Source organism: Amycolatopsis sp. QT-25 (genome assembly GCF_029369745.1).
In the GTDB taxonomy this organism is placed as follows: Bacteria; Actinomycetota; Actinomycetes; order Mycobacteriales; family Pseudonocardiaceae; genus Amycolatopsis.
Map to the genome: position 1 here is coordinate 7,533,171 of NZ_CP120210.1, position 14,715 is coordinate 7,547,885.

Annotated in this window: 21 protein-coding genes and 1 pseudogene; 5 read left to right on the forward strand and 17 right to left on the reverse strand. The window is 68.6% G+C overall.

The features are described 5' to 3' along the window. Positions 1-157: 157 nt before the first annotated feature. The 13 genes from P3102_RS35390 to P3102_RS35450 form a co-directional block, all read right to left on the reverse strand. Positions 158-592, reverse strand: coding sequence for a hypothetical protein (locus P3102_RS35390; RefSeq protein WP_276365008.1), 435 nt, complete (start codon positions 590-592; stop codon positions 158-160). Beyond that, entirely contained in the window at positions 589-822 is a 234-nt protein-coding gene (locus P3102_RS35395; protein WP_276365009.1) for a hypothetical protein, read from the reverse strand. Before P3102_RS35395 ends, P3102_RS35390 begins: the two co-directional genes overlap by 4 nt. Further along, a complete protein-coding gene (locus P3102_RS35400; protein WP_276365010.1) occupies positions 822-1,202 on the reverse strand; it encodes a hypothetical protein in 381 nt (126 codons plus the stop codon). The genes P3102_RS35395 and P3102_RS35400 overlap by 1 nt, the downstream gene beginning before the upstream one ends. Further along, a complete protein-coding gene (locus tag P3102_RS35405) occupies positions 1,202-1,621 on the reverse strand; it encodes a hypothetical protein (RefSeq protein WP_276365011.1) in 420 nt (139 codons plus the stop codon). The genes P3102_RS35400 and P3102_RS35405 overlap by 1 nt, the downstream gene beginning before the upstream one ends. Continuing rightward, positions 1,618-1,950 (reverse strand): hypothetical protein, encoded by a 333-nt coding sequence (locus tag P3102_RS35410; RefSeq protein ID WP_276365012.1) that lies wholly within the window; start codon positions 1,948-1,950, stop codon positions 1,618-1,620. Before P3102_RS35410 ends, P3102_RS35405 begins: the two co-directional genes overlap by 4 nt. Beyond that, entirely contained in the window at positions 1,947-2,609 is a 663-nt protein-coding gene (locus P3102_RS35415; protein ID WP_276365013.1) for a DNA translocase FtsK, read from the reverse strand. The genes P3102_RS35410 and P3102_RS35415 overlap by 4 nt, the downstream gene beginning before the upstream one ends. Next, the gene (locus P3102_RS35420; protein ID WP_276365014.1) at positions 2,606-3,220 is read right to left on the reverse strand and encodes a hypothetical protein; all 615 of its coding nucleotides are present in this window, start codon (positions 3,218-3,220) and stop codon (positions 2,606-2,608) included. Before P3102_RS35420 ends, P3102_RS35415 begins: the two co-directional genes overlap by 4 nt. Then, the gene (locus P3102_RS35425; RefSeq protein ID WP_276365015.1) at positions 3,217-3,663 is read right to left on the reverse strand and encodes an SsgA family sporulation/cell division regulator; all 447 of its coding nucleotides are present in this window, start codon (positions 3,661-3,663) and stop codon (positions 3,217-3,219) included. The genes P3102_RS35420 and P3102_RS35425 overlap by 4 nt, the downstream gene beginning before the upstream one ends. Continuing rightward, entirely contained in the window at positions 3,660-3,905 is a 246-nt protein-coding gene (locus P3102_RS35430) for a hypothetical protein (RefSeq protein ID WP_276365016.1), read from the reverse strand. The genes P3102_RS35425 and P3102_RS35430 overlap by 4 nt, the downstream gene beginning before the upstream one ends. After that, positions 3,902-4,207 (reverse strand): hypothetical protein, encoded by a 306-nt coding sequence (locus tag P3102_RS35435; protein ID WP_276365017.1) that lies wholly within the window; start codon positions 4,205-4,207, stop codon positions 3,902-3,904. Before P3102_RS35435 ends, P3102_RS35430 begins: the two co-directional genes overlap by 4 nt. Next, on the reverse strand, positions 4,204-4,632 hold the full coding sequence (locus P3102_RS35440) for a hypothetical protein (RefSeq protein WP_276365018.1): 429 nt from the start codon (positions 4,630-4,632) through the stop codon (positions 4,204-4,206). Before P3102_RS35440 ends, P3102_RS35435 begins: the two co-directional genes overlap by 4 nt. A gap of 90 nt (positions 4,633-4,722) precedes the next feature. Beyond that, positions 4,723-4,959, reverse strand: a complete 237-nt coding sequence (locus P3102_RS35445; protein WP_276365019.1) for a hypothetical protein — start codon at positions 4,957-4,959, stop codon at positions 4,723-4,725. Beyond that, positions 4,956-5,267 carry a helix-turn-helix transcriptional regulator gene (locus P3102_RS35450; protein ID WP_276365020.1) on the reverse strand — a complete coding sequence of 104 codons (312 nt, stop codon included), beginning with the start codon at positions 5,265-5,267 and terminating at the stop codon, positions 4,956-4,958. Before P3102_RS35450 ends, P3102_RS35445 begins: the two co-directional genes overlap by 4 nt. A gap of 440 nt (positions 5,268-5,707) precedes the next feature. On the opposite strand from P3102_RS35450, the gene P3102_RS35455 reads away from it, so the two are divergent. From P3102_RS35455 to P3102_RS35465, 3 genes are all read left to right on the forward strand, one after another. Next, positions 5,708-5,974 (forward strand): hypothetical protein, encoded by a 267-nt coding sequence (locus P3102_RS35455; RefSeq protein WP_276365021.1) that lies wholly within the window; start codon positions 5,708-5,710, stop codon positions 5,972-5,974. A gap of 242 nt (positions 5,975-6,216) precedes the next feature. Beyond that, entirely contained in the window at positions 6,217-6,495 is a 279-nt protein-coding gene (locus P3102_RS35460) for a hypothetical protein (RefSeq protein WP_276365022.1), read from the forward strand. Positions 6,496-6,572: 77 nt separating this feature from the next. After that, on the forward strand, positions 6,573-7,823 hold the full coding sequence (locus tag P3102_RS35465) for a site-specific integrase (protein ID WP_276365023.1): 1,251 nt from the start codon (positions 6,573-6,575) through the stop codon (positions 7,821-7,823). Between the two features lie 85 nt (positions 7,824-7,908). On the opposite strand, the pseudogene P3102_RS35470 reads toward P3102_RS35465, so the two are convergent. The 3 genes and pseudogenes from P3102_RS35470 to P3102_RS35480 form a co-directional block, all read right to left on the reverse strand. After that, positions 7,909-8,718, reverse strand: a pseudogene (locus tag P3102_RS35470) (RtcB family protein); the annotation flags it as partial. Positions 8,719-9,210: 492 nt separating this feature from the next. After that, a complete protein-coding gene (locus P3102_RS35475) occupies positions 9,211-10,251 on the reverse strand; it encodes an aspartate-semialdehyde dehydrogenase (RefSeq protein ID WP_276365024.1) in 1,041 nt (346 codons plus the stop codon). Beyond that, complete coding sequence (locus tag P3102_RS35480) at positions 10,251-11,516, reverse strand: aspartate kinase (protein WP_276365025.1); 1,266 nt, start codon at positions 11,514-11,516, stop codon at positions 10,251-10,253. The genes P3102_RS35475 and P3102_RS35480 overlap by 1 nt, the downstream gene beginning before the upstream one ends. Positions 11,517-11,742: 226 nt before the next feature. Between P3102_RS35480 and P3102_RS35485 the strand changes: the two genes are divergently transcribed. Beyond that, complete coding sequence (locus P3102_RS35485; RefSeq protein ID WP_276365026.1) at positions 11,743-12,339, forward strand: nitroreductase family protein; 597 nt, start codon at positions 11,743-11,745, stop codon at positions 12,337-12,339. On the opposite strand, the gene P3102_RS35490 is transcribed toward P3102_RS35485, so the two are convergent. Then, positions 12,300-13,769 (reverse strand): MFS transporter, encoded by a 1,470-nt coding sequence (locus P3102_RS35490; RefSeq protein ID WP_276365027.1) that lies wholly within the window; start codon positions 13,767-13,769, stop codon positions 12,300-12,302. The genes P3102_RS35485 and P3102_RS35490 overlap by 40 nt on opposite strands. Before the next feature lie 104 nt (positions 13,770-13,873). Here P3102_RS35490 and P3102_RS35495 point away from each other — a divergent pair, with 104 nt between their 5' ends. Then, entirely contained in the window at positions 13,874-14,713 is an 840-nt protein-coding gene (locus tag P3102_RS35495) for a helix-turn-helix transcriptional regulator (protein WP_276365028.1), read from the forward strand. Positions 14,714-14,715: the final 2 nt, after the last annotated feature.

The window sequence follows — 14,715 nt, forward strand, 5'->3', positions numbered from 1 at the left end:
GGAAAGCGGGGCCGGGTCGCCGTAGCGACTCCGGCCCCGCCCGGTCAGCGACCGCCCGTGTCTGCAGGGCGGTCGCCGGGATCGGCGACGTCGTCGTCGGGATAGGGCACGCTGTCGATGTCCTCGCGCCACGTGCGCAGCAGCTCCACGGGGTCGGTCACGTCGCCGTCTCCGGTCCCCAGATGGCGTTGAGCCGGTAGACGTCGAGGAACGCGCGCAGGAGGTCGACTAGGCCCTCGAGCCCCTCGGCGGCCACGTGGCCGGTGACGACGTCCTGCGCGGCCTCGCCGTCGAGGTTCACCTGCGCCGTGATCGCCTTCATCGCGGTCAACTCGGTCGGGTCGGGGGTTTCCTCGGCCTCGAGCGCGACCGGGCCGGGAGGGTTCATCAACGCGCGCAGCGTCTCGCCGACCACGACCAGCCCGACCGAGATCAGCGACCACAACCGGCCGTAGCGCTCGATCGGGTCGCCGGCGCCGAGGTACTCGCCGACCACGACGTCGGCCGCCTCCGGTGAGTCGGCCGCGGCCGCGCGCAGGAACACGGCGGCCGTGTCGACCACGTCGTCGAGTTGGTTCTGCTGGTCGCTCATGCCGTCGGCCCCTCACGGTGCGGAGCGGGGTCGTCGGCGACGACGGCGAGGTCGGCCAATCCGTCGAGCACCACGTTGGCGCGGGGCACGCGCAGCGTGACCTCGGCGGGCTGCCCCGGCGACAGGGAGACCTCGACCCCGGAGATGACTCCGGAGATGTCGACGCCGTCGACCAGCACGCGGGCGGCGCGGTCAAGCGCGACAATGCGGACGCGTTTCCGGGCGGCCATCACGCGCCCCCCGCCGTGGCGGTGGGGTCGTAGGTGGCGACCACGGCACGCACGACCTCGGCGAGCAGCCGCGACCACGCGTCAACCGGGTCGGCCGCGTAGACGGCGGCGATAACGACTTCGATCGGGGCGGCCTGCCAGACCACCGGCCACACGGGGTGTCGGGAGTCGTCGAGGTCGAACCGTTCCGCAGGGCGGGCGAACGCCTCGCGCACGTGAGCGTCGGTGAGCCCGGCGTGCAGTCGTTTGGTGGCGCCGCGCGCAATGTCCTGCATGGCCTCGAGTTCGCGGTCGGTCGGCGGCCGGTAGGCGGCCTGCAGGGCGATCGCGTACCGGATCACGGCGTTGGCCGCGTTCGCCTCGGTGACGTTGAGTCCCATCAGGACACCGCCCACGACGCGCGCCACGCGCGCAACCGCGCGCCAAGTTCGTCGATCCGGCGCTGCGAGATCCAGCCGGTACGGCGGGCGGCCTCGCCGGGGTGGCCGCGCTCGCCGTTGGCGAGGTAGCCGAACAGCGTCTCGAGCAGCCCATCGGCGGCGAGCAACTGCGCCTGCGCGGCCTTGGTCTCGTCGGTGAGCTTCACCAGGGCGGTGACGGTCTCCGCCATGCTGTCGCCCCAGACGTCGACCGCGGCCGCGGCTGCGCCCCGGTACAGCTTCACCACGCGTTGCGGACCGTCGTTGACGATGTCGTCCCAGCGGGCGCCGGGCACGTTGCGCTCGTACATGGCGCGGGCGAACTTCTCGCGCAGTCCGCGCGAGCCGTCCAAACTGGACAGTCTCGGGGCGGTGGTCATGCTCGTGTCCTCTCGTCGAGTTCAGGGGTGGTCTGGCGGGATTGCTCGAGTTCGGCGACGGCGGTCTCGGCGGCGAGGGTCTGCGTTTTGAGCGCCTCGCCGAGGCGGGCGGTCTCGTCGGCCAACACGGCGTTATCGGCCTCGAGTTCGGCGATGTAGGTACGGCAGTCGGCGAACGTCGGGTCGATCACCCGGTGCTGCACGTTGTCGGCGAGGTAGGCCGCGAAGTCCGGCAGGGGCACCTCGGCGTCGTTGCGGCGGGCCCACTGCTCGGTGGCCTGCCGGATCACGGTGGTGAGGGTCTCGGCCGTGCGGGGCGCGCCGCTCACGGCTGATCCGGATCGGTCGCGTCGTTGTCGGCCTGGTCCTCGCCGGTGCGCGGGCCGCGGATCGCCTCGACGATCGCGGGCAGGTCGGCGGCCTCGGGGATCACCGGTGGCGTTTTGCTGCCCTCGGCCTCGCCGACCACGCCCCTGCGCCGCAGTTCGTCCATGAGGCGTTCCGCGGTCTCGCGTCCGACGCGCAACTTCCGGGCGAGCATGGACACCGACGCGAGGTTCGCCGTGATCACCAGGTTGGCGGCCTGGCAAATCAGGTCGACCTCTTCGGCGGTCTTGCTCTTGCCCGCACCGGGGAATGACATGACCACCCCGGCGCCGTCGCGCAGCAAGTCGCCGGCGGCGTTCGCCGGGGCAGTCTCGACCTTGTCGAACGGGATCGCCTGTTGCCCGGTGCGCTTCTCGTACGCCTCGCGCCACACCCGGCGAAGTGACTTCGCGTCCGCGCTCGAGCCGGGGAACGCCTCGCAGGCGACGATGCGCGCGGTTGGGATCACCTCGCCCGACTCGATGTCTTGCGTGACCTTCTGCGTGGTCACGATGGCGACGACCAGGTGCGTGGAGGTCGGGTCGTCCAGCAGGGCGGCGCCGATCATGCTGATGCCGTTCTTGTCGTCCTTGGGCAGCCGCCCGGACAGGCTCACACTCATGGCGTTCCCTTCGTGGTGTCGTGGTGCTCACCGGGCGGGAGCGCGGTGAACTCGGCTTCACGGGCCGAGGCCGGGGTGCCGCGAGGGTGGAGCGCGACCAGGTAGACCCACCCGACGGCCGTCCACTCGCGACGGGCGACGACACAGCGCAAGGTGCCGCGCAGCAACAACGGCTGCTCGACCTCGAACCGCGGCTCACTCGCCGGCCAGTCGGACGCGGCCGCAGCGCCTATTGGTGGTCGCCACCCGGCGGCGAGAATCGCGTCGGCGGTGGCCTCGATGTCTGCAGTCTCAAGACCGGTCAGGTCTTCCGGCAGGCTGCAGTCGATGAGACCGGCGAGACGCTGCCGCTCCTCGCCTGTAGCGGCCGTATCGGTGATGTGGCCGTAATAGTCGGCCGCGGCCTGCCACGTCAGGTGAACCGGGCAGAGTTTGACCTTGCGCCACGCGCACGCGGGGCAGCCGGTGGGATCCGGGTCGGGCTTGTACTGCAGCAGCGGGTTACGCGGGTAGTCGTAGCCCGACACGACTGTCGTGTCGGTCTTGCGGCGGCGGGCGGGACGGCGGTCGCCGTCGCCGCCCGCCACCGACAGGTGCGAACGCGTGCTCACGCCACGCCGTTCGCGATGCGGGCGAGTTCGGTGTCGACCGCGGCCTCGTCGACCGCGGCCGCCTCGGCGCCGAGCGGCACCAGCTGCTCGGTCACGTCGAGCACGTTGTCGATCTCGCTGTGATCGAACGAGAACAGCGACGACGAACAGTTCCGCTCACAGCCGCAGCGCACCGTGACCTCGACCCACTGCGACAACAACGGCTGCACGAACACGAAACCGTCGGCGCCGACGGGTTCGATCCGGCCGCGGTCGAGCAGCTCGCGCGCGAACCGGAACGCGTACGTAGTGCCGCTGATCTGCATCGTGATGGCCCACGGGTCAGTGCGGTCGTAGCGCCACTCGATGCCGATACGGCCGACCCTGGCGCGCGTGCCCTCGCCGAGCTTGCGCACGACCAGCCGCGCATAGGTGGGGTACGTGACCCCGTCAGCGTCGATCATGAGGACGTTCCTTCCTGGACAAGAGGGACCCACCCGGCGACCTGGTCGTCGCGGAGGGCCTGCAGGACATGAGCGAGGCGGAAACCGGGCGGCACGTAGACCACCGACCACGGGCTGCGCAGGCTGCTACGGCGGTCGCTCCGGATCGCGACCACGCCGTCGAAGGACTCGCGCACCTCCAGCCGCGGCGGAACCGGGACGGACTGCGGCGGCGACGGCGAGATGTCGAGGCGGACCGTCATCGCTGCACGCTCCGCTCGCCGTCGCCCCCGGCGGCGCGGTCGGCGCGGATCGCGGCGACCGTGCGATCGAGTTCGCCGAGCAACGTCCGCGTGCGTTCTTCGGGGTCTTCACCGAACTCGCCGCGCGTCAGGTTCCACAACAGCGACAGCGCCGACGAGAGACCGGCCACGCGGGCACCCTCACGCCACGCGCCGTCCTTCGCGGTCGCCTCGCCCTTATCGCGCTCCTGCTGCAGCACGGTCGTGAAGTCGGCGAGCGCCTTACGCAGCTGCGCCTCGGTCAACCGATCCGGGGCGGTCACGGGCACACCTCGAGACGGATCGGGCGCGTGAGGTCGATCCGTTCGACCAGGGCCTGCCTGACGGGGCCGTAGGGCTGCATCGCACAGCCGTGGCACACCTGGGCCACCTGCAGCGGGTTGTGCGGGTCGTGCGGATCCGGGGCGCCGTGCACCCGCACCGTGGTGATCCGGCGCGATCCGGGGCACCAACCGCACTCACGCGGCACGAACTCCGGGTCGAACCTGACCTCGACGTCGCCGAGCGCGCGCAACTGCATCACCCGCACGTCGGGGTGGTCGATCAGGTCACCGACGGCCGGGAAGATCCGGGTGGCCTCGGCCGTGGCGCCGTAAGCGCGACCGGTCACCCGGCGGAACCACGTCCGGAACGACGTCGCACACGAGCGGTGGCGGCCGCCGGTAGCGGTATCCTTCGCTGTGATCACGAGGGCACTTCCTCTTGGTCAGGGCCCCTCGGGGCCATGCCCGCCTCACGCCTGCGATGCGTGAGGCGGGCCTCTTTTTTCGGGGGAAGATCAGGAGGCGACGCGGAACCGGCGGATGCCGCGTGACGGCGGCTGCTTCTCCATCCAGCGATTGGCGTCGTCGATGTGCACGAACCGCTTGCCGTCCGGGCCGGACGGCTGCATGTTCTTGAGACCGCGTTTGCCGTCCGAGCGGTCGTACTCGAGGCATTTCTGCTGCACGGTCCGGACGTGCATCCGCAGATAGTCCGCGGTTTCCTGCAGCGTCATCCACGGTGATTCGGTCATGCCGCGACTCCGGCGTTGTTCCGGCGGGGTCCGGTGGCCGTCTTTGTGGAGGGTGCATCGGGCGGGGCGTTGGTCGCGAGGATGTCGTCGACGACGTCTCGAATGGAAGCGTCGTGAGGTCGCCGCAGTAACTGCGCGATGACGTAAATCCGGTCGAGGCGCATCGGGTCCCGTCCGGCAACGGCGTTACGCAGCGTTCCATAGGGGATGCCGGAGAGTGCGGCCAACTGCTTCGCGTCCCTGATGCCCAGTTCCGCCATGCGGTGCCGAACGCGCTCCGCGTGCAACTTGTTGGGCGTGGTGGTCATAAGCACACTCTGCATGGTTCTGCATCATCTTGTCAACGCAGAACAGCGCAAACTTGCATCACACCCTTGCTACTCTGCACAACTCTGCATTACTCTGCACCTTCATGAGGGGTACAGCAGAGACGTACCGAGGCAGACCAGGGAAAACCCGAGCAATCAGACAGGTAGCGCTCTACACCAGTCTGCGGCATTCTGCACAAGTGACCCGACGCAGACTGCGCACAGCTGACTACAGCGCGGAAGCACGTAAGCGACTCGGCGATGCAGTCGAAGTTGCGCGCAAATCCATCGGGTACAAGTTTCGGCCGGCTTTCGCCACATTCGCGGGCATATCAAAACGCAGCTTGGACGCAGTAGAGAACGGCGAACCTGGAGTCGGGGAGACGAACCTCCGCGCCATCGGCCGGGCGCTTCCCCACTGGAACGAGGACACTCCGCGCGTGATTCTCGAGGACGGGCCGATACCGCCGGCGCCCGAGCCGACCGCCACGACCAAGGTCGAACGACCACGGGCGCACGAGTGGTCGGCCGCCTTTCGGGCACGGGTCCTCGAGACGTCCGACGAAGATCATCTAAAAGAGGCGCGGCGGATCCGCATGGAGGACGGCCGGCTAGCTCAGCTGCGCTACCTGGAAGCCGTGTTCCAGATCAAGGCACAAGCCGCCGAGGCGGCCGCCGCCATCGAAAACGATCACTCCGCACCCTAAAATGGCTGGTCATCCTAGGTGCTTTGCATAGGCAAGCAAGCAAGTTTGTCAACATTTAACCTATGCACTACTCCGCATGGGTGGTCCCACTACGGATGGTTTACTCCGAACAGGTTGGTGTTTCGTCCTACGTCTAACAAGCGGGCATCGACGAGCGCTATTCCTTCTGCCAAACGGGTCATCCCCGTAAGCCGAAGGAGGGGGAAACCATGCACCACCACCCGATCCCAGAGCCTGCCACGGTGCCACTGCATCGCGTGCTGTTCTGGATTGCCGGGTTTTGCGCCGCGGAGCTGACCGCGCACGCGATCGCGGCCCATCTGCTGGGCTGGAGCGCGCCGCTGCTGATCTTGAACTGCTCCGCGGTCGCCGTCGTGTGGGTCGCGGCGATCTTGACCATGTGCACGCAGACAGTCGTGGTCGCACTGCGCCACGACCAGCTCGACCAAGTCGGCCACGAGGCCGGCGACGCGACCGATCTTGAAATCGCTCGACTGGAACGACGTTTCCGCGGTGCTTAGAGCCGGGGGAGAGCGGCGCCACGGTCGAGCCGCTCTCCCCCGGCTTTTGCAACGCAGAACACATAGGAGGTCGAGAAATGCCTTGGGCCGATCCGTACCCCGGAGGTGGTTTCCGTGGCGGTTACCGCGATAGCGCGGGTAAGAAGCAGTATGTAAAGGACCTCAACGGGAAGGCCGTTCGTTACGAGACCAAAACAAAGGCAAAGAATGCTGCGAACGAAAAGGAAGTCGACGCGCGCCGCAAGGCTGCACCTTCCGAAGTGCCGATCGCGGCGACGACCCCGTGGGGCGAATGGTGGGATCGCCTGGCAGAGAAGCGCACCTTTGACGACACGGACACCGCCTCTACCGAGGCGGGCATTGTCAAGAACTATCTTCTCCCCAAGTGGGGTGACGTCCCCCTAAACGCCATTTCCTTCAAGGCTGTTGACCTTTGGGTGCAAGAAGGGGATCTCAAGGTGCGCCCCGGCATGTCCCCCGGTTATGTGCACCGCATTTTCAGCGTGTTCAACGTGTCGATTAAGGCAGCGCTGAAAGCGGAGATCCTCATGGCATCGCCGCTCGCCGGAATTAAACTCCCGAAGAGACACAAGAAGGCCAAACCTTACCTTTCGACCAAGGCGAACACGGCCATGCGGACGCACCTTCGCGAGGACTACCGAGATGCCCTCGAGTTCGGGCTCGAAACCGGTCTGCGCCCCGGCGAGCTGTGCGGTCTGCACTCCGATCGCGTCGACCTGGACCGCGGATGGATGCTGGTCGCCGAGACGTTCGTCAAGCGGCGCGGGATCATCCGCCCGTACCCGAAGGACGGCGACGTGCGGTCGGTGCCGCTGACCGACCGGGCATGTGAGATCGCTGCACGTCGCATCGCCGCGCGCGACGAAAGCAAGGGATGCGGATTCGTCCATACCGACGGCTTGCCGTGCAGTGGCGTTCTGGTGTTCTTGACGGTGCGCGGGCGGATCATGCACCCGGACACGATGGGCTACCACATGAAGAACGCCGCAGAAAAGGCCAAGGTGTCCCGGCGCAGCCCGTACGCCGTCCGTCGAGGATGGGCTACGCGTGCCGCTGAGGGCGGGCTCGATGCGTTCCAGATTGCCGAGATCCTCGGACACTCCACCCTCGACATGGCACAGGAGTACGTGCAGCAGACGTCGGCCGCGCGGATGAAACTTACGACGGCGCTCGCCGCATACCCGCAACTCACCGTGCTTGCGGGCGGTCTGGGGCAGACCTCGAATGCTGGGGCAGAATCTGGGGCAGACGTCGACTCGCAGGCAATCGCACAAGATCGCAAACGGTCGCGTCAATCTGCCGGTTGACCAGGGGATACAGTCGCGTAATCTGACACAGACTCGCAGACGCTCGTAAACGTAAATCCGCTGGTCGGCGCGGTGTTGCTACCTAGTTGTGGTGACACGAGATCGCGTCGTCGAACGTCGTCCGCGGGACGACGTCCTTCAGCGCCTGCTTCACGAGCGCGACCATGGTGGCGCGGTTGCGCGCCGCGTAGTCCTGCGCCCAGAACAGGTCTCGCCGGTACGCCCGCATCTCCGGCGTGCCCGCGACGAACACGGCGAGGTCCGGATCCGGCAGGTCCGCGTTGTGCGGCAGCTTCCGCGCCACGGCCATGTGCCGTTCCGCGAGTTCCTTGCCGATGTTGCGCGAACCCGAGTGCAGCATCAGCCACACGCGGCCTTCGTCGTCGCCGCCCTGTTCGAGGCAGACCTCGATGAAGTGGTTGCCGCCGCCGAGGCTCCCGATCTGACGCGACGCGCGGTCGTGCAGGTCCTGGACGCCGGGATGCAGGTCGCCGAAGGACCGCCAAAACGCGTCCCAGCCACCGACCCCGTGCACCTTCGCCGGGTTCACCGGGGTCTTGTGCAGGCCGAAGCCGACCGGGACGGCCGATTCGATCCGGCGGCGGAGCTTCAGCAGGTCGTCGGGCAGATCGGCGGCGGTGAGCGAGGTCCGTACCGCGCTCATCCCGCAGCCGATGTCCACGCCGACGGCAGCCGGGGACACCGCGTCGCGCATCGCGATCACGCTGCCGACGGTCGCGCCCTTGCCGTAGTGGACGTCGGGCATGACCGCGACGCCGTGCACCCACGGCAGGTTGGCGACGTTGTGCAGCTGCCGCATGGCCTGGTCCTCGACCGACGTGGGGTCGGCCCACATCCGGATCGGCACCCGCGAGCCTTCGACCGCCGTGTACATGACTTTCCCTTCGTGGAGAACGTTTGCCGTCCTTGAGGATGCCCGGACCGGGTGAACCGGACAAGGCAATAACGATATCCACAGTGGACAGTCGTCGATCGTATTCGAAAAGTGCCCCGCGCTCACGGGTGCTTCGGGCACAATGGGCGCTCGGTGCCGGGGGTACGTGGGCGGGATCGTGGCGCTCGAGGTGCCGGCGCTGCGGCACGACGTCTTCGCGGCGGTGAAGCTCGGCCTCGTCACCGTCCCGGTCGGCTGGATCCCGCCGAAGACCCTGTTCACGGTCGAGCGCCCGGCCGAAGACGACCGACACCGCGCCGCTGCGCGCGCTGCTGACGGCCGCCGGACGTCACGCGGTGGACCTTCCGCTGGACGGCGCGGCACACATCTTCCCGAGTACGTGAAGGCCCCCTTCGCTGCGTCTAGCGCAAGGAAGGGGGCCTTCCTGTACTCGGATAAAGGCAGAGACGCTGGTATCGGGCCGGGTGGGCGTCAGGAGTCCGCCGCGACCAGTTCCGCGATCTGCACGGCGTTGAGCGCCGCACCCTTCCGCAGGTTGTCGCTCGACACGAACAGCACCAGGCCTCGGCCGCCCTCGACACCCGGGTCCGGCCGCAGCCGCCCGACGTACGACGGGTCCTGACCGGCGGCCTGCAACGGCGTCGGGATGTCCGACAGCTCCACGCCGGGCGCCCCGGTCAGCAGCTCGGTCGCGCGGGCGACCGAAAGCGGCTGCGAGAACTCGGCGTTGATCGAGAGCGAGTGCCCGGCGAACACCGGCACCCGCACACAGGTGCAGGAGACCCGGAGCTCCGGGATGCTCAGGATCTTGCGGCTCTCGTTGCGGAACTTCTTCTCCTCGTCCGTCTCGAATTCGCCATCGTCCACAATGGATCCGGCGAGCGGGAGGACGTTGTGCGCGATGGGGCGCGCGTACTTCTTCGGCTCGGGGAAGCTCACCGCCGCGCCGTCGAGGGTCAGCGCTCCCGCGTTCGCCACCGACGCGGCGAGCTGGCCTTCCAGCTCCTCGACACCGGCGAGACCGCTGCCGGAGACCGCCTGGTAGGTGCTGGCGATGAGCCGCACCAGGCCGGCTTCGGCGTGCAGCACCTTGAGCACCGGCATCGCGGCCATCGTGGTGCAGTTGGGGTTCGCGATGATCCCCTTGCGCGCTTCCTTGATCGCTTCCGGGTTGACCTCGCTGACGATCAGCGGGACGTCCGGGTCCATGCGCCACGCGGACGAGTTGTCGATCACCGTGGCGCCGGCCGCGGCGAACCGCTCCGCCTGCGCCTTCGAGGTCGAGCCACCGGCGGAGAACAGCGCGATGTCCACACCGGACGGATCCGCGATCGCCGCGTCCTCGACGACGATTTCCTCGTCCCGCCAAGGAAGCTTCGAGCCGGCGGACCGCGCCGAAGCGAAGTACCGCATCTCGGCGACCGGGAAATTCCGTTCGGCCAGCAGACGGCGCATGACGCCGCCGACCTGACCGGTCGCCCCGACGACCCCTACCCGCAGACCTTCCGGCATCAGCGACCACTCCCCGCGTAGACGACGGCTTCTTCGTCGCCGCCGAGTTCGAACGCCTCGTGGATCGCGCGCACCGCGTCGTCGAGCTGCGCGTCCCGGATCAGTACCGAGATCCGGATCTCCGAGGTGTTGATGATTTCGATGTTGACGCCCGACTGCGCGAGCGCCTCGCAGAACGTCGCCGTGACACCGGGGTGCGACCGCATCCCCGCGCCGACGAGCGACACCTTGCCGACGTGGTCGTCGTAGAGGACCGACTCGAAGCCGATGTCCGCCTTGATCTTCTCCAGCGACCGCACGGCCTTGGCGCCGTTGGCCTTCGACAGCGTGAAGGTGATGTCGGTGCGGCCCGAGACGGTGCTGGACACGTTCTGCAGCACCATGTCGATGTCGATCTCGTCGTCGGCGATCACCCGGAAGATCCTGGCGGCGGCGCCGGCGTGGTCCGGCACCCCGGTCACCGTGATCTTGGCTTCGGAGCGGTCGTGCGCCACACCGGTGATCAACGCTTGTTCCACGGGGATCTCCTCGATAGAACCGGTCACCGTGGTGCCCGGCTTGTCACTGTAGGAAGAACGGACTCGGATCGGGACGCCGTAGCGGCGCGCGTACTCCACCGAGCGCAGGTGCAGGATCTTCGACCCGCTCGCGGCCAGCTCCAGCATCTCCTCGTAGGCGATGGTGTCCAGCTTGCGGGCGTCGGGCACGACCCGGGGATCGGCGGTGTACACACCGTCCACATCGGAATAGATCTCGCAGACGTCGGCGTTCAGCGCCGCGGCCAGCGCGACGGCGGTGGTGTCCGAACCGCCGCGGCCGAGGGTGGTGATGTTCTTGGTGTCCTGCGACACGCCCTGGAAACCCGCCACCAGCGCGATGTAGCCCTGGTCGAGGGCCTCTGTCACGCGGCTGGGGCTGACGTCGATGATCCGCGCGTTGCCGTGCACCGACGTCGTCACCACACCGGCCTGCGAGCCGGTGAACGACCACGCCTCCGCGCCCTGTGCCGAAATCGCCATCGCCACCAGTGAGTTGGAGATGCGCTCACCCGCGGTGAGCAGCATGTCCATCTCGCGTTCCGGCGGCGCCGGGTTGACCTGCTGAGCCAGGTCGAGCAGCTCGTCCGTCGTGTCACCCATGGCGGAGCAGACGACGACCACGTCGTTGCCCGCCTTCTTGGTGGCGACGATGCGTTCCGCGACGCGTTTGATCCGGTCGGCGCTTTCCAGCGACGAACCGCCGTACTTCTGGACCACGAGGGCCACGCCCGAACCTCCTCGACGGGCCGGGCGTGCTCCTGGTGGGCACCGAGGAGCCCCCGCGTCCCTTATTTGAGCGAAGCCTACCGGGGCCGAGCACGCTCGCCACCCTCATAAGTGGTCCTGACCACCGCTTCGAGGACCCCGGGAAGTAAATCTTCCTTGACACCAACGGAATAGTCGGAGGGCTTTCACTTTAGTGACGGAGAGCACCTCTTGCTATCGTCCGGCCATGCGCAAACCCGCCGACACGAGTACCCCGATCGCGTCGATCCTGGCCCATCGCTGGAGCCCGCGTGCCTACGACGAGTCAGCGATCGTCACCGAAGACCAGCTCCGCGCGCTGCTCGAAGCGGCCCGCTGGGCGCCGTCGTTCGGCAACACCCAGCCCGCCCGTTACCTGGTCGGGCTACGCGGCACACCGTCGTACGACCGCATCCTCTCGACGCTCGACTCGGGAAACCGCGCGTGGGCCCAGCGCGCCGGGCTCCTGCTGATCGGCGTGATGGTGACCACGAACGAGAAGGGCGACGTCCCCTACGCCGAGTACGGGCTGGGGCTGTCGAGTGAGAACCTCGTGCTCCAGGCCGTCGACCTCGGCCTGATCGCGCACCAGATGGCGGGCTTCTCCCCCGAAGCGGCGAAGGACTTCTTCGGGCTGCCCGACGAGGTCGTCCCGAAGATCGCCATCGCCGTCGGCTCGCCCGCGGACCCCTCGGTACTCGAAGAGGACTGGCGGATCGAGCGCGAGAAGGCACCGCGTGAGCGAGTCCCGCTGGCCGATTTCGCCTACGCCGACGCCTGGGGCACAAGCGCTTTCCCCGAGTGAGGGAGCCATCGCAGGGCGAGCGTCCCTAGTCCGGCGTGCAGCAGGCTCAGCACGGCGACCGCGGCGTGCAGACCCGCGACGAACGCCTCCTTCGCGTCGACGACGATCGTGGACGCGATACCGGGAAGCTGGAGGGTTTCGCCGAGCGTGGGCGCGAGATCCGGGCCCGCCAGGCGGAACACCAGCGCGGCCAGCGAACCCATGAGCGCGATGCCCAGCGCGTTGCCGAGCTCGTTGCTCGTTTCGGCGATCGCGCTCGCCGCGCCCGCGCGCTCGGCGGGCACCGCGGCGACGGCCGTGTCGGCCACCACGCTGAACGAGATGCCGTAGCCGACACCGGCGACCACCGTCGAGGCGACGTACCAGCCCACTCCGCCGGTGACACCGGTCATGAGCAGCAGGGCGAGCCCGGCGGCGATGGAGAAATGGCAGACGGCCAGCGCCGCGCGTTTGCCGATCCGGTCGACCAGCGCGGGCGTGGCGACGCACATGATCGTGAGCACGGCCGCCCCGGGCAGGGCCGGCAGTGCCGCGTGCAGGACGGGCAGGCCGAGCACGGATTGCAGGTGGATGCCCGACAGGTACGCCGCCGCCGACCACGCCGCCAGCGGCAGCAGCCCGGTGACGATCGCGAGGGTGAAGACGCGGTCGCGAAACAGGGAGAAGTCGACCAGCGGGTGATCGAGGCCGCGCTGACGCCGGGCGAACCACACCAGCAGCACCGCTCCGGCGATCCCCGCGAAGACCGCGCCGACGGACGGACCGTCGGCGGCAGTGTGCTTGATCCCGTGGATCGCGAGCAAGAGACCGGCGGCGGAGAGCCCCACGCTCAGCACGTCGACACGTCCCTGCCCTGTGGCCCGCACCTCCCGCAGCAGCACCGGCGCGAGTACCAGGAACACCGCGATCACCGGCAGGTTGACCAGGAAGACCGATCCCCACGAGAACCGCTCCAGCAGGACCCCGCCGACGACCGGGCCGATCCCGAAACCGGCGGCGAACGCGGCGGCGAAGACCCCGATGGCCTGAGCCCGTCGCCGAGGATCGGTGAAGAGTTCGCTCAGCACGGCCAGCGCGGACGGCAGCAGCGTCGCGCCCGCGAGTCCCGTCAGGGCACGGAACACGATCAGCGTCTCCGGATTCGGGGCGAACGCGGCGCCCGCCGACCCGATGCCGAACACGGCCGCGCCGATCATCAGCAGCTTCAGACGGCCGTACCGGTCGCCGATGGCGCCGAAGGCGACCAGCAGCGAGCCGACCGCGAACCCGTAGACGTCCAGGATCCACAGCGCCTGATCGGCCGTCGGGGTGAGTGCCTGGCTGATCCTGGGCATCGCGAGGAACAGGATCGAGCCGTCTATGGAGACCAGGAAGACCGGGCAAAGGATCACCAGCAGGCCGAACCAGGCCCGGGAACGCTGTCGTGTCATGGCATCGACGGTGCGCGCGCGGCACCGCGGCAGCCATCCCCGTGGTGTGGGTACACCCGGCGGGTACACCCACGGCGCCGCCCCGGAAACCTAGGCTCGGGGTCATGGAAAGCCTTGGCGTGTACCTCAAGAGCCGTCGCGACCGGGTGACTCCCGCCGAACTCGGCCTGCGCACCTATGGCACTTCGCGTCGCGTGCCCGGCCTGCGCCGCGAGGAACTCGCCCAGCTCGCCGGGGTGAGTGCCGGGTACTACACGCGGCTGGAGCAGGGCCTGGCCGAAACCGCTTCACGGCAAGTGCTCGGCGCGCTCGCCCGCGCGCTCCGGCTCGACGACGTCGAGACCGGCCACCTGCACAACCTCGCCCGGCAGTCCCCGCTCCCGAAGCTGTCCGACCCCGGCCAGGAAGATCCGCATCCCCGGGTCCTCGCGCTGCTGGAGAATCTCGGCGAGGCCGTGCCCGCGCTCGTCTTCGGCCGTCGCGGCGACGTGCTCGCGTGGAACCACGCCGGGCACGCGCTCATGGCCGAACACCTCGACTTCGCCGCTCCGGCCGATCCGGAGCGGCGGCCTTCCCTGCCACGCATGTTCTTCCTCGACCCGCTCACCCGCGACCTGCACCGGAACCGGGCCGAACTCGCCCGCGTCCACGTCGCCTATCTGCGGCTGACCGCGGGCCGCCATCCCACCGACGCCCGGCTGGCCGCGCTCATCGGTGAACTTTCGATGCGCAGCGACGAGTTCGCGACCCTCTGGGCGACCGGCGACGTCGCCGACTGCACCGTCGGCGCCATGCATCTCCGGCATCCGACGGTGGGCACGGTGAGCGTCGACTACCAGGTGTGGGTCCAGCCCGACAGCCCCGACCACCGGCTGGAGATCTACACACCGAAGGATCCGGGCTCCTCCGACGCGCTGAAGATCCTGACGCGATTCGATCGGTAACC

Coding starts and splice junctions, on each gene's coding strand:
- P3102_RS35390 (WP_276365008.1), bottom strand. CDS start 592: ATGAGCGACCAGCAGAACCAACTCGACGACGTGGTCGACACGGCCGCC.
- P3102_RS35395 (WP_276365009.1), bottom strand. CDS start 822: ATGGCCGCCCGGAAACGCGTCCGCATTGTCGCGCTTGACCGCGCCGCC.
- P3102_RS35400 (WP_276365010.1), bottom strand. CDS start 1,202: ATGGGACTCAACGTCACCGAGGCGAACGCGGCCAACGCCGTGATCCGG.
- P3102_RS35405 (WP_276365011.1), bottom strand. CDS start 1,621: ATGACCACCGCCCCGAGACTGTCCAGTTTGGACGGCTCGCGCGGACTG.
- P3102_RS35415 (WP_276365013.1), bottom strand. CDS start 2,609: ATGAGTGTGAGCCTGTCCGGGCGGCTGCCCAAGGACGACAAGAACGGC.
- P3102_RS35425 (WP_276365015.1), bottom strand. CDS start 3,663: ATGATCGACGCTGACGGGGTCACGTACCCCACCTATGCGCGGCTGGTC.
- P3102_RS35430 (WP_276365016.1), bottom strand. CDS start 3,905: ATGACGGTCCGCCTCGACATCTCGCCGTCGCCGCCGCAGTCCGTCCCG.
- P3102_RS35445 (WP_276365019.1), bottom strand. CDS start 4,959: ATGACCGAATCACCGTGGATGACGCTGCAGGAAACCGCGGACTATCTG.
- P3102_RS35450 (WP_276365020.1), bottom strand. CDS start 5,267: ATGACCACCACGCCCAACAAGTTGCACGCGGAGCGCGTTCGGCACCGC.
- P3102_RS35465 (WP_276365023.1), top strand. CDS start 6,573: ATGCCTTGGGCCGATCCGTACCCCGGAGGTGGTTTCCGTGGCGGTTAC.
- P3102_RS35475 (WP_276365024.1), bottom strand. CDS start 10,251: ATGCCGGAAGGTCTGCGGGTAGGGGTCGTCGGGGCGACCGGTCAGGTC.
- P3102_RS35485 (WP_276365026.1), top strand. CDS start 11,743: ATGCGCAAACCCGCCGACACGAGTACCCCGATCGCGTCGATCCTGGCC.
- P3102_RS35490 (WP_276365027.1), bottom strand. CDS start 13,769: ATGACACGACAGCGTTCCCGGGCCTGGTTCGGCCTGCTGGTGATCCTT.
- P3102_RS35495 (WP_276365028.1), top strand. CDS start 13,874: ATGGAAAGCCTTGGCGTGTACCTCAAGAGCCGTCGCGACCGGGTGACT.